The sequence below is a fragment of the Streptomyces sp. NPDC048353 genome, assembly GCF_055587165.1.
On the sequence record NZ_JBVJGU010000002.1, the window covers coordinates 58,057 to 70,537 of the forward strand.

13 protein-coding genes are annotated in these 12,481 nt (G+C 72.2%); 7 read left to right on the forward strand and 6 right to left on the reverse strand.

From position 1 onward, the window contains the following. The first annotated feature begins 119 nt into the window (after positions 1 to 119). The 3 genes from mshA to ACZ6RC_RS05615 all read left to right on the forward strand — a co-directional run bounded on the left by mshA (position 120) and on the right by ACZ6RC_RS05615 (position 3,823). Positions 120 to 1,508: a D-inositol-3-phosphate glycosyltransferase gene (gene mshA / locus ACZ6RC_RS05605; RefSeq protein WP_391143520.1), complete on the forward strand. Its 1,389-nt coding sequence runs from the start codon at positions 120 to 122 to the stop codon at positions 1,506 to 1,508. Continuing rightward, entirely contained in the window at positions 1,501 to 2,001 is a 501-nt protein-coding gene (locus tag ACZ6RC_RS05610; protein WP_453612432.1) for a type III secretion system chaperone family protein, read from the forward strand. The genes mshA and ACZ6RC_RS05610 overlap by 8 nt, the downstream gene beginning before the upstream one ends. Positions 2,002 to 2,119: 118 nt before the next feature. Beyond that, positions 2,120 to 3,823 carry a glycosyl hydrolase family 28-related protein gene (locus ACZ6RC_RS05615; protein WP_469579506.1) on the forward strand — a complete coding sequence of 568 codons (1,704 nt, stop codon included), beginning with the start codon at positions 2,120 to 2,122 and terminating at the stop codon, positions 3,821 to 3,823. Here the strand turns inward: ACZ6RC_RS05615 and ACZ6RC_RS05620 are convergent. After that, the gene (locus ACZ6RC_RS05620; protein ID WP_469579508.1) at positions 3,813 to 5,261 is read right to left on the reverse strand and encodes an MDR family MFS transporter; all 1,449 of its coding nucleotides are present in this window, start codon (positions 5,259 to 5,261) and stop codon (positions 3,813 to 3,815) included. The genes ACZ6RC_RS05615 and ACZ6RC_RS05620 overlap by 11 nt on opposite strands. A gap of 125 nt (positions 5,262 to 5,386) precedes the next feature. Between ACZ6RC_RS05620 and ACZ6RC_RS05625 the strand changes: the two genes are divergently transcribed. After that, positions 5,387 to 6,145, forward strand: a complete 759-nt coding sequence (locus ACZ6RC_RS05625) for a phosphoglyceromutase (protein WP_469579510.1) — start codon at positions 5,387 to 5,389, stop codon at positions 6,143 to 6,145. 83 nt (positions 6,146 to 6,228) lie between these two features. On the opposite strand, the gene ACZ6RC_RS05630 is transcribed toward ACZ6RC_RS05625, so the two are convergent. Beyond that, positions 6,229 to 6,525: a ribosomal protein L7/L12 gene (locus tag ACZ6RC_RS05630; protein WP_469579511.1), complete on the reverse strand. Its 297-nt coding sequence runs from the start codon at positions 6,523 to 6,525 to the stop codon at positions 6,229 to 6,231. Between the two features lie 160 nt (positions 6,526 to 6,685). Then, positions 6,686 to 7,396: a hypothetical protein gene (locus ACZ6RC_RS05635; protein ID WP_469579512.1), complete on the reverse strand. Its 711-nt coding sequence runs from the start codon at positions 7,394 to 7,396 to the stop codon at positions 6,686 to 6,688. Between the two features lie 77 nt (positions 7,397 to 7,473). Between ACZ6RC_RS05635 and ACZ6RC_RS05640 the strand changes: the two genes are divergently transcribed. Then, on the forward strand, positions 7,474 to 7,944 hold the full coding sequence (locus ACZ6RC_RS05640; protein ID WP_469579514.1) for a GNAT family N-acetyltransferase: 471 nt from the start codon (positions 7,474 to 7,476) through the stop codon (positions 7,942 to 7,944). A 77-nt stretch (positions 7,945 to 8,021) separates the two neighbouring features. Here the strand turns inward: ACZ6RC_RS05640 and ACZ6RC_RS05645 are convergent, their stop codons facing one another. Together ACZ6RC_RS05645 and phoU are read right to left on the reverse strand one after the other, a co-directional pair. Then, positions 8,022 to 8,162, reverse strand: a complete 141-nt coding sequence (locus tag ACZ6RC_RS05645) for a hypothetical protein (RefSeq protein WP_469579517.1) — start codon at positions 8,160 to 8,162, stop codon at positions 8,022 to 8,024. 113 nt (positions 8,163 to 8,275) lie between these two features. Then, complete coding sequence (gene phoU / locus ACZ6RC_RS05650) at positions 8,276 to 8,956, reverse strand: phosphate signaling complex protein PhoU (RefSeq protein ID WP_391143536.1); 681 nt, start codon at positions 8,954 to 8,956, stop codon at positions 8,276 to 8,278. Between the two features lie 263 nt (positions 8,957 to 9,219). On the opposite strand from phoU, the gene phoR reads away from it, so the two are divergent. Continuing rightward, positions 9,220 to 10,506, forward strand: a complete 1,287-nt coding sequence (phoR, locus tag ACZ6RC_RS05655; RefSeq protein ID WP_391143538.1) for a two-component system sensor histidine kinase PhoR — start codon at positions 9,220 to 9,222, stop codon at positions 10,504 to 10,506. A gap of 5 nt (positions 10,507 to 10,511) precedes the next feature. Beyond that, entirely contained in the window at positions 10,512 to 11,183 is a 672-nt protein-coding gene (gene phoP, locus ACZ6RC_RS05660; RefSeq protein WP_466728736.1) for a two-component system response regulator PhoP, read from the forward strand. Between the two features lie 117 nt (positions 11,184 to 11,300). On the opposite strand, the gene ACZ6RC_RS05665 is transcribed toward phoP, so the two are convergent. Next, positions 11,301 to 11,909 carry a DUF461 domain-containing protein gene (locus ACZ6RC_RS05665; protein WP_469579520.1) on the reverse strand — a complete coding sequence of 203 codons (609 nt, stop codon included), beginning with the start codon at positions 11,907 to 11,909 and terminating at the stop codon, positions 11,301 to 11,303. Positions 11,910 to 12,481 lie beyond the last annotated feature (572 nt).

Consider the following 12,481-nt stretch of genomic DNA (forward strand, 5'->3'; position numbering starts at 1 on the left):
CGTAGGCCGTCCGGTTCGCCGTGCCCGTACCCGCACGGTGCTCCGGGGGCGCGCTCGCGGCGCCCCCGCTGACCGCTGCAGCAAGCCCTGCCCTCCCTCCGAGCGGAAGGACCGTCGACGTGAGCCAGTACGTGTCCCGGCTCGCCGGCTCCCTGGCGACACCGTCCAGGCTCCGGCTCCCCGGCCGTCACCGCACCCCTCGCCGGGTGGCCATGCTCAGCGTCCACACCTCGCCCCTCCACCAGCCGGGGACCGGCGACGCAGGCGGCATGAACGTCTACATCGTCGAGCTGGCCAAGCGCCTCGCCGCGATCAACATCGAGGTCGAGATCTTCACCCGCGCCACCACCGGGGGCCTGCCTCCCGTGGTCGAGCTCGCGCCCGGTGTGCTCGTACGGCACGTGGACGCCGGCCCGTACGAGGGCCTGGCCAAGGAGGAGCTGCCGGCCCAGCTGTGCGCCTTCACGCACGGCGTCATGCAGGCGTGGGCGGGCCACCGCCCGGGCCACTACGACCTGGTCCACTCCCACTACTGGCTCTCCGGCCACGTCGGCTGGCTCGCCGCCGAGCGGTGGGGCGTCCCGCTCGTGCACGCGATGCACACGATGGCCAAGGTCAAGAACGCGGCGCTCGCCGAGGGCGACACCCCCGAGCCCGCCGCCCGCGTGATCGGCGAGACCCAGATCGTCTCCGCCGCCGACCGGCTGATCGCCAACACCGCCGAGGAGGCCGACGAGCTCGTCCGCTTCTACGAAGCCGACCCCGGCAAGGTCGCCGTCGTCCACCCCGGCGTGAACCTCGACCACTTCCGCCCGGCGGACGGCCGCGCCGCCGCCCGGGCCCGGCTCGGCCTCCCCGCCGACGCGTTCATCCCGGTCTTCGCGGGCCGGATCCAGCCCCTCAAGGCCCCGGACATCCTCCTGCGGGCGGCGGCCCTGCTGCTCGAACGTGACCCGTCGCTGCGCACCCGCATGGTGGTGCCGGTGGTCGGCGGCCCGAGCGGCAGCGGTCTGGCCAAGCCGGAGGGCCTGCAGAAGCTGGCCGCCCGGCTCGGCATCGGCGACGTCGTCCGCTTCCACCCGCCGGTCGGCCAGGATCGGCTCGCGGACTGGTTCCGCGCGGCCTCGGTCCTGGTCATGCCCTCGTACAGCGAGTCCTTCGGCCTGGTCGCCATCGAGGCGCAGGCGGCCGGCACGCCCGTCGTCGCGGCCGCGGTCGGCGGCCTTCCGGTCGCGGTGCGCGACGACGTCACCGGCTACCTCGTGCAGGGCCACGACCCGGCCGACTACGCCCGCGCGCTGGGCCGGTTCCTGGACGACCCGGACCTGTCCGCCCGGATGGGCGCGGCGGCCGCCCGGCACGCCGGGTCCTTCGGCTGGGAGACGGCGGCGTCAGGCACGGCGGACGTCTACACGGCGGCGATGCACGAGCACCGGATGCGCGACCAGAGGGCGCGCGAGCAGCGGATGCGCGAGAACCGCCGTCGCGTACGCTCGCACCATGGCTGACGTCGCACGCGCCCAGCAGGTCATCGAGGACACCCTCAAGGACGCCGAACTGGAGTGGGAATCACCCGAACCCGGTTCGTACGTGGTCAAACTGCCGGGCACCCGCAAGCTCTTCACGACCCTCTCCCTGCGCGTCGGCCGCCACTCCCTCTCCCTCAACGCCTTCGTCATCCGTCACCCCGACGAGAACGCGACGGGCGTCCACCGCTGGCTGCTGGAGCGCAACCTCAAGCTGTACGGCGTGAGTTACGCGATCGACCGTCTCGGGGACATCTATCTGACCGGCAAGCTGCCGCTGGCCGCCGTCACCCCGGAGGAGCTGGACCGGCTGCTCGGCTCGGTCCTCGAAGCGGCCGACGGGTCCTTCAACACGCTGCTGGAGCTGGGCTTCGCGAGCGCGATCCGGCGCGAGTACGAGTGGCGGGTGTCGCGTGGCGAGTCCACCCGGAACCTGGACGCGTTCACGAACCTGACCCAGCGCCCGACGGACTGACCCTCCGTCCCCTCTCGCTGTTCCCGCACCACCCCTTCCGTGCCCTGCCCTGGCCGTGCCATGCTCACGCTCGGCGCAGATATGAACACCGTTCATGTATGTGAAAGGGGCTCGGGGTATGGCAGCACTCGGCAGGCGACGGTTCGTGGGCGGCGCGGTGGCGGTGGCGGCGGCCGCCGTGAGCACGGGCACGGGGTTCGCCCCCGCTCCCGCCCCCGCTTCCTCCTCCCCCCGGACGCCGCCCCTCCGGGCTCCCTTGCGGCCCTCCCTCTGGGAGGAGTACGCGGCCGCCCCCTACACGCACCCCCAGATCCCCTACGTGGGCCGCGCCGGCGCCCGCCGGGGCGCCGTCCGTCTCGCCCGGCCGCGGATCGTCGCCGATGTCCGCGCCTTCGGCGCCACCCCCGACGGCTCCACGGACTCGGCGCCCGCCATCAACCGCGCCCTCGCGCACGCCGGGGAGCGCGGCGGCGGCACGGTGGTCGTCCCGCCGGGGACGTACCGGATCGACGGGCTGATCCACATCGGCCACAGCGGTGTCGTCCTCCGCGGCGCCGGCTCGGGGCGGACGAGACTGCTGGCGACCCGGCACCTCACCGAGCTGATCGGCCCCTACGGCTCCCGCTACGGCGGCGACAAGTCCTCCTGGTCCTGGGCCGGCGGACTGATATGGCTCAGCCCGCGCGCCCGCCACGCCTCCCTCGTCGCCGCGATCAGGGCCCGCACCTGGCCGTTCGAGGGCTGGACGGGCAACAGGCGCGACGAGTGGAGCACCCTTTCGGCCGTCCGCCCGGCCCGCCGCGGCGACTGGACGGTGACGGTCGACGACCCGTCGGCCCTCCACCCGGGGCGGATCGTTCTCCTCCGCCTCTCCGACGACGCCGGGCACACGCTCCTGGAGCACATGGCGGGCGGCGGGCCGGGACCGGAGGCGTACACCTGGGACGACAAGACCAAGCTGACGAGCTACGTCCCGTACGAGTGGCCGGTGCGGATCGCGTCCGTACGGGGCCGGAAGGTCACGTTCGAGCGGCCCCTGCCCCTCGACGTGCGCCCGGAGTGGGACCCCCGGCTGACCACCCTCGCCGAGCCGCTGACCGACGCGGGGGTGGAGGGGCTGACCCTGGAGGCGGTCGAGACGCCCCAGGCCCCGCACCTTCTGGACCGCGGCTACAACGGCGTCACCTTCCAGTGCGCGTACGACTGCTGGGCCGACGACGTCGTCGTCCGGCACGTCGACAACGGCTTCGGGCTGGTCGCCGCCTCCGCCTGCACCCTGCGCCACACGCGCGTGGAGGGCCGCGGCTCCCACCACCCGTACTTCTGCCGGGAGGGAGCGCACGACAACCTCGTGGCGGACTTCCGCATCGCGGCCCGTACGGTGCCGGCGCCGGCCGGGACCCAGCTGCACGGCATCAACGTGGAGGGCCTGTCCAGCCACAACGTCTGGTCACGGGGCCTGATGGAGACGGGCACCTTCGACACGCACCGGGGCATGCCCTTCGCCAACGTACGGACCGAGATCACGGTCGAGAACGACGGCCGTCACGGCGGCGACGCGTCGGCCGGGCCGCTGTACGGGGCCCGGTTCGCGCACTGGAACGTGACGGTCACCAACGGGCGGGCGGGACTCGTCAGGATCGACACCGTCGCTCCGTACAGCGTGACCGCCGGCATCAGCGAGGTCCGGGAGTTCGACCAGATCGACGTGCCGGACTTCACGGGCGAGCTCCACGCGCGCGTGGAGGCGTACGGGGACCCGGGGGCGGTGCGCCCCCGGAACCTGTACGAGGCCCAACGGGCGATCCGGGTCAGGCGCTGACGGCGGGCTTCTGGTCGGGGAGGTCACCGGGGCGGGGCGGGAGGTCACCGGTCACGTCCGGGTCCCGGGCCACCACCCGGATCTCCCCCGGGGCCGGCCCGGCCGCCACGGCGGGAAGCGGGGCGGGGGCTTCCGCCGGTACGGGGTCCGGCACGGCAGCCCGCACGGGGTCCGGCAGGGCATCGCGCACCGGGTCCGGCAGGGCCTCCGGCACGGCCGGCTCGTCCTCGCTGAGGGCCGTGCGCAGGCGAGTGGCGTAGCCGAGGGCGGCGACCGACCCGATGACCGCACATGCCACCCACAGCACGTCGGGTCCCGGCCCGTCCACGACCCAGCCGGCCAGGATCGGCGCGACGAACCCGGCGACGGCCCAGGACATGCCCATCACGCCCTGATAGCGGCCCCGGGCGTGCTCCGGGGCGAGCCGGGCGGTGGCGGCGGCGTTGGTGGGGACGTGGATCATCTCGCCGATGGTCCAGATGACGACGGTGGCGGCGAAGACGACGGGCGACCCGGCCAGGGCGGTCGCTCCCGTACCCACGGCGAAGAGCAGCGAGGAGACGGTGAGGAGCATCGTCGGCGAGCGCTTGTCGGTCACCTTGTTGACCAGCAGCTGGAAACCGACGATGACCACGCCGTTGACGGCGATGACCGCGCCGTACGAGGCGGGGGAGAGGCCCTGGGCGGTCATGGACAGCGGCAGACCGATCCAAGGGGCGGTGAAGACGAGGCAGACGAGGAGGTTGAGGAGGACGAGCGTGCGGAAGGGCGCGTCGCGCAGCACGTCGAGCACGCTCAGACGCTGCTCCTCGACGACCTGGCCCGCGGTGTCGCGCCGGGCCTCGGGGCGGGTCTCCGGCAGCCGGAGGAAGACGATCAGGGCGCACAGGACGGTGGCGACGGCGTCGACGACGAACAGGGTGCGGTAGCCGAGGAAGACCGCGGCGCCGCCGCCCAGGGCGGCGATGGCGAAGCCCAGATTGAGCGCCCAGTAGTTGAGCGCGTAGGCCCGGCGCAGGTCGTTCTCGGGGACCATGTCGGCGATGGTGGCGTTGATCGACGGCCGGACGCCCTGCATGGCGACGCCCATGAGCAGGACGACGGTGGCGACGGCCCAGGCGCTGCTGACGAACGCGAGGGCGGCGGCGCAGGCCGCGCCCGCCAGGTGCATGGTGACCATGGTGGGCCGTCGGCCCCACCGGTCGGTGAGCATGCCGCCGAGCGGGGAACCGGCGACTCCGCCGAGGCCGTGCAGCGCGACGACGAGACCGGCGAACCAGGCCGAGTGGCCGAGCTCGTGGACGAGATAGAGGGAGAGGAAGGTGAGGACGAAGGCGCCGGTGCGGTTGACGAGGGTGGAGAGCCAGAGCCACCAGAATCCGCCGGGGAGCCCGGAGACCGTCGCGCGCGCTGATCGTCTGAGCGAATCGATGGACATGTGTGGCCGGCCCCCTGGCGTCTGTAAGTCCCTCTTGGCGAATCCGAAACTTACGCATCTCATGTGTCGGACGCCAGCGAATTGCCGGGGGCGTCGAGCGTCGGGCGTCGATTAGGCTCGTGCGCATGGCCGACGCACCGTACAAGCTGATCCTCCTCCGCCACGGCGAGAGCGAGTGGAACGCGAAGAATCTGTTCACCGGCTGGGTGGACGTCAACCTCACGGAGAAGGGCGAGAAGGAGGCGGTCCGCGGCGGTGAGCTGCTCAAGGACGCCGGCCTGCTGCCCGACGTACTGCACACCTCCCTCCAGAAGCGCGCCATCCGCACGGCGCAGCTCGCGCTGGAGGCCGCGGACCGCCACTGGATCCCGGTCCACCGCTCCTGGCGCCTGAACGAGCGGCACTACGGCGCGCTCCAGGGCAAGGACAAGGCGCAGACGCTCGCGGAGTTCGGCGAGGAGCAGTTCATGCTCTGGCGCCGCTCGTACGACACCCCGCCGCCGGCGCTCGAGGACGGCACGGAGTTCTCCCAGTCGGACGACGCGCGCTACGCCACGATCCCGCCGGAGCTCCGCCCCCGCACGGAGTGCCTGAAGGACGTCGTGGACCGCATGCTGCCGTACTGGTACGACGGCATCGTCCCGGACCTCCTGACCGGCCGCACGGTCCTGATCGCCGCGCACGGCAACAGCCTGCGCGCCCTGGTCAAGCACCTCGACGGCATCTCGGACGAGGCGATCGCGGGCCTGAACATCCCGACGGGCATCCCGCTCAGCTACGAGCTGGACGAGACCTTCAAGCCCCTCAACCCGGGCGGCACGTACCTGGACCCGGCTGCTGCGGCGGCGGCGATCGAGGCCGTGAAGAACCAGGGCAAGAAGTAGCCCTGACCTACGAGAGAGCCCCCTGCCTGCTGGTTTTCAGCGGGTAGGGGCTTTTTCGTGGGCTGGGGCCGCCTGCGGGCTCGTCAGGGCGGTGGGGCCGCATGATGCCCGGGCTCCGGCTCCCGCCTCGCTTCGGCCCGGGCGCCGGCCCTCCTGAGAACGGCGACAGCGTCGTCGGCCAGGTCCTGGGGCCGCTCCTCGAGGACAGCGACCGGTGCCCGCCGCATCAGCACCTTGCTGTGCCAGAGGCTCAGCCCCGTCACTTCGCGCACGGCCCGGACCACGTCCGTCTCGCGGGCCCCGCAGTCGAGGAGCACGACGGCATACGACGGCTCGTCGCAGACCAACATGAAGTACTCGGCCACGTCTCCGCCCCTCATCGCCCCCCGCTTCCTCGGTGACGGGGAGCGTATGCGCCCTGAATGACGACAGCCACGGCTTTTCGGGCGCGCTCCCGACTGCCCGGCGCGCCGCCCGCTTTTACCTCTGACCTGTGGGGAAGCCCCTTGCCCGCCGTCTCTCGGCGGGCAAGGGGCTTCGTCATGTCCGGGGCTGCGCGCCGTGGTTCAGTGCCCGGCTGATCTCCGTCAGGCGGGATGCCGGCCAGGCGAAGGGCTGGGCGGGGTTGCGGTAGGAGTGGCCGCCGTCGTTGATCCAGGTTCCGTCGAGGGTGGTCCAGTGGGCGGCTTCCCATTGGCCCTGGTTTTGGAGGAGGGCCTTCGCCACCTCGGCGGGGTCTTCGATGACGGTGAGGGCGGCCAGGGCCGTGGTGAGGAGGCCGGCCGCGGCGTCGGGTACGTGTGCGTCGCCGAGGGCGGGAAAGAGCAGCAGGAGGCGGGTGTCGGCGTCGGTGACGCCGTGCGGTCCCGGCCGGCGGGCGGCGGAGGACAGCTCCGGCCAGGACAGGCCGGGGCCCATGAAGTGGCCGTCGTCCATGGCCAGGATCTCCGCCGCGGGCCACGTCGGGTGGTGGACCAGGTAGTCCACGCCCCGTTCGCCGTCGTGGTTGCGGTACACGACGTGCACGGTGTGACCGGAACCCAGCGGCACCTCGAACACCGGCCACGCGGTCTCGGCCGAGAGCCGGTGGTACAGCTCCATGGCCGCGTCCCAGTCGGCCCCGAACGCGGCCCGTTGCGCGTCTTCGCCCCTCAGGGACGTCCCGAAGTGCACCGGCCAGAACAGCGGATCGGCGAGGTGGGCGCGCCCGTCGGCCAGGGGGCCGCCTTCGTAGCCGGGGATCGTCACCACGTGCGGATCATGGCACGGGCCGCCGCGGGCCGTAAACGCGCGGGCGCGGTGAGCCCGGGGTCGGTAGCGTCCGGGTCATGTCTGCCGCCACGCTCCGGTTGGAGAAGATCACCCCCGCCACCATCGACGCCGCTCTCGCGCTGCGCGTGCATCCGCACCAAGAGGGGAACGTCGCGTCGGTGGCGACTTCGCTGGCTGAGGCGTACGCGTTCGGGGATGTCGCCTGGCCGCGGCTGATCTTCGACGGGGACGAGCCGGTCGGTTTCCTGATGGCGTTCATCGACATCGAGTGGGCGCCGGAGAAGAACCCGGGGGAACGCCGCAGCGGTCTCTGGCGGCTCACCATCGCTGCCGAGCGGCAGGGCCGGGGGTACGGCCGTTTCGCGGTCGAGGCCGTCCGCCGGGAACTCGTCCGCCGAGGGTCACGTCGGCTGTACGTCACCTGGGAGCCCGGCGCGCGGGGGCCCGGGGGGTTCTATCTCGGTCTGGGTTTCGTGCCGACGGGCGAGACCAGCGGTGACCAGACCGTCGGCGTCCTGGACCTCTGACCCCGCCCCCCGAAGGGCCCCCGCCCCCCCAGAAAGCCCCCCCGCAGGCCCCCCGAACCCCCTACCCCCTCAGCCCTTCACCCCCCGCACTGGCACGGTGCCCCCGACTGGCAGCCGCAGCCGCAGCCGGGGCCGCAGCCGCAGGCGCCGAGGACGGGGAGGTGGAGTGGGGCGTGTGCGGGCTCCGGCTGGGGGTCGGTGGTGGCGGTGTCGGCCATGGGTACCTCCTGGCAGGCGAAGGCGAAGGCGTCCGTCGCCCTTTCCCATTGCACGCCCGCCGTGCCGGGCGCATCAACGGCGCACAGGAGTGCGACCGCCGCCCCCGGAGGGCTTACGCGCCCTCGACCGGCGCGTCCGACTGCTGCAGCTCGTCCGCGTGCTCGCCCGTCACCAGGTACACGACCCGCTTCGCCACGGACACCGCGTGGTCCGCGAACCGCTCGTAGTACCGGCCGAGCAGCGTCACGTCCACCGCCGTCTCGATGCCGTGCTTCCACCGGTCGTCCATCAGGTGCTGGAAGAGCGTCCGGTGCAGCAGGTCCATCTCGTCGTCGTCCTGCTCCAGCTGGAGCGCCAGGTCGACGTCCTTCGTGATGATGACCTCCGCCGCCTTCGCCATCAGGCGCTGCGCCAGCTGCCCCATCTGCAGGATCGTGGCGTGCAGGTCCCGCGGCACGGCCGTGTCCGGGAACCGCAGCCGCGCCAGCTTCGCCACGTGCTGCGCCAGGTCGCCCGACCGCTCCAGGTCGGCGCTCATCCGCAGCGAGGTCACGACGATCCGCAGGTCCGTCGCCACCGGCTGCTGCCGGGCGAGCAGTGCTATCGCCCGGGCCTCCAGGTCGTGCTGCAGATCGTCGACCTTCTGGTCGGCCGCGATCACGCTCTCCGCCAGCTTCAGATCCGCGTCGAGCATCGCCGTCGTGGCGCGTCCGACCGCCGATCCGACGAGCCGGGCCATCTCGACCAGGCCCTCGCCGATCGAGTCAAGTTCCTCGTGGTACGCGTCCCGCATCGATGTCCCTCTCTCACAAGCGTCCGGGGTCCGGGTGGGGCTCGGACCCCCACGCTGCCACGTTCGGACCCGTACGCGTCGGGTTCCTCCCGCTCACATGAACCGACTCTTTCCCCTCGGTGAACTCTGGGCGACGCACGCCGGCGCACCGCTGGGGGCAAATGAACCGGCGCCGTCCCCATGGTGAACTCTGGGCGACGACTGTTCGAGCAGCCACTCGCACGGCTGGGAGAGTGTCCTCCGCCCCGCATAACCTTGATGGCATGGACGTGAACGCGGCAGTCGCCGCATTGGCAGCGATCGCCGGGGTGTGCACCGGCGTGATCGCCATGCTGGCGTTCCGCTGGAGCGAACGCGACCAGGCGCGACCCACCCGTACCTCCCTGCACACCGACGCCGTGCTCCCGCCCGGCGTCGACACCGTCCTGTCCGTCCTGCGCTCCTCCGCGGTCGTCCTCGACGAGAGCGACTCGGTCGTCAAGGCCAGCTCGGCGGCGTACGCCCTCGGCCTGGTCCGCGGCGGGAAGCTGGCCGTCGAGCCGATGCTCAACATGGCCCGCGACACCCGCCGCGACGGAGAGATACGGCAGGTGGAGCTGGACCTGCCCCGGCGCGGCACCGGGCGCGGCGAAGCCCTCGCCGTCTCCGCCCGCGTCGCACCGCTCGGCTCCCGCCTGGTGCTCCTCCTGGTCGAGGACCTCACCGAGGCGCGCCGCATCGAGGCGGTACGCCGCGACTTCGTCGCCAACGTGAGCCACGAGCTCAAGACGCCCACCGGCGCGCTCTCGCTGCTCTCCGAGGCCGTCATGGACGCCTCGGACGACCCCGAGGCGGTCACCCGTTTCGCCGGCCGCATGCAGATCGAGGCGACCCGCCTCACCAACCTCGTCCAGGAGCTCATCGACCTCTCCCGGGTGCAGAACGACGACCCGCTGGAGGACTCCGAGCCGGTGCGCGTCGACGAGCTGGTCGCCGAGGCCATCGACCGTTCCCGGCACACCGCCACCACCAAGCAGATCACCATGGCTTCGAACGTGTGGCTGCCCGAAGGGCCCGAACAGGGTGGTGGTGGGCGACGGGAGGGCGGCTCCGCCGACCTGTTCGTCTGGGGCAGCCGCGGCCAGCTCGCCGCCGCCCTCGGCAACCTCGTCGAGAACGCCGTCAACTACTCGCCGGCACGCACCCGCGTCGGCATCGCGGCCCGCAAGATCACCGCGCCCGGCGGCGACCTCATCGAGATAGCCGTCACCGACCAGGGCATCGGCATCCCCGACAAGGACAAGGAGCGCATCTTCGAGCGCTTCTACCGCGTCGACCCGGCCCGTTCCCGCGCCACCGGCGGTACGGGTCTCGGCCTGGCCATCGTCAAGCACGTGGCCGCCTCGCACGGCGGGGAGGTCTCCGTGTGGAGCACCGAAGGCCAGGGTTCCACCTTCACCCTGCGGCTGCCCGAGGCGGGTGCCGTACGGGACCGCCGCTCGCACGGCTCCCCCTCCGTCTCTCCCACCCCCGATCTCATGACCGAACCTGCCCCGGAGGTCCTTCCGTGACCCGAGTGCTCGTCGTCGAGGATGAGGAATCCTTCAGCGACGCCCTGTCGTACATGCTCCGCAAGGAAGGCTTCGAGGTCGCGGTCGCCGCGACCGGGCCCGACGGCCTCGACGAGTTCGAGCGCAACGGAGCGGACCTCGTGCTCCTCGACCTGATGCTGCCCGGGCTGCCGGGCACCGAGGTCTGCCGCCAGCTGCGCGGCCGGTCCAACGTCCCGGTCATCATGGTGACGGCCAAGGACAGCGAGATCGACAAGGTCGTCGGCCTGGAGATAGGAGCCGACGACTACGTGACCAAGCCCTTCTCCTCGCGCGAGCTGGTCGCCCGCATCCGGGCGGTCCTGCGCCGCCGCGGCGAGCCGGAGGAGGTCACGCCGGCGGCGCTGGAGGCCGGCCCGGTCCGCATGGACGTGGACCGCCACGTCGTCACGGTCGCGGGCGGCAAGGTCGACCTCCCGCTGAAGGAGTTCGACCTGCTGGAGATGCTCCTGCGCAACGCCGGCCGCGTCCTGACCCGGATGCAGCTGATCGACCGGGTCTGGGGCGCGGACTACGTCGGCGACACCAAGACCCTCGACGTCCACGTCAAGCGCCTGCGCGCCAAGATCGAGCCCGACCCGGGCGCGCCGCGCTATCTGGTGACGGTGCGCGGCCTGGGCTACAAGTTCGAGCCGTAGGCGGACCGCCGGGCCGACCGGAGCCCGTGACGCGGAGAAGGGGCGCCCCGAACGGGGCGCCCCTTTTCCCATGCCTGGGTACGGTCCCGGCGGGCCCGTACGGCCGTGTACGGGCCGTCAGTGACCGGCCTCGTGCTCCGCCTCGCCCCCGTGCTCCGCCTCGCCCGTCGGCGTGGCCGACGGCGACGGGGAGGTGCCCGGCGGCTTCGGGACCTCGACCGGGCCGAACTCCTTGAAGTAGCTGGTCGCCGGGACGACGAAGGCCTCCAGGCCCACGTCACCGGTCTTGCTCAGCTTGAAGACGACGTCCTGCGCGTTGCCGTTCTTCGCGGCCTCGTGGCCGGTCTCGATCGTGGCGGAGGCGTTGCCCTTGCCGCCGATGATGACCGAGCCCAGCGCGGGGACGGTGATCGGGCCGGTGCCCTGGGCGGGCTTCAGCGTCACCGTCGCGTTGGTGCCGGGCAGAGTGATCGCGTCGAGCGTCTGGGGCGTGGTGCCGTTGTTGAAGACCGTGGCCGAGACGACGGCCGGGCCCTTCACGGCGGCGTCCGGCTGGGTGATCACGAGCGCGTTCTGGATCTTGACGTCGTCCACCGAGACGGCGGCGTTGTCCGGCCGGACGCCGAGCGTCTGCGCGTTGTTCCCCGCGCCACATGCGGACAGCGAGGCGATCGAGAACACGATGGCGGTGGCGGCGAGGGCGCCGCGTCGAAGGCTGCGGCTCACGGCGGCGGCATCTCCTAGGCGTACGGACGGGCGAGGGACAGGCCGGCTGGGGTCGAACGTGGAACAACCGGCCACGGGTGAACTCATGGTGCGTCAGCGCGCTCAGGTTACCGAGCCGCACTCTCCGTCCCGCACCCGACCCGCCCCTTCGGCGCTCCGGTGCGCTCCGTCCGCGCGCCGGAGGCGGGGGACGGCGCGCGCGACACTCCCGGCTCCGCCGCTCCCGATGTTTCGCGCCACGGCCGGATCACGGCCCATTGACCCGCCGTTCACATAACCGTCGTGATCAATTCGAGGGCGGGCCGCGTATTCCGTGAGCCTCCCCGCGGAAAAGCGACGGGCGGTCTCGCGGTGATCAATTCGGGATTCGCGCCGGGATGCATCCGTACGAGTGACCGATCCTCGAACGGAGTACGCGAAGAGGGGCGCGCCGAACCCGACAAACCGGGACATCGCACCTTCTTCGTCCGGCCCCGGATGGGTGTAACGTCCGCGTATCCCTCCGTCCGCGCAGCGGCTCCGACCTGCGAATACCCCCTTCCGGAAGCCCGTCGCAGCACGTTCGTGTTGCT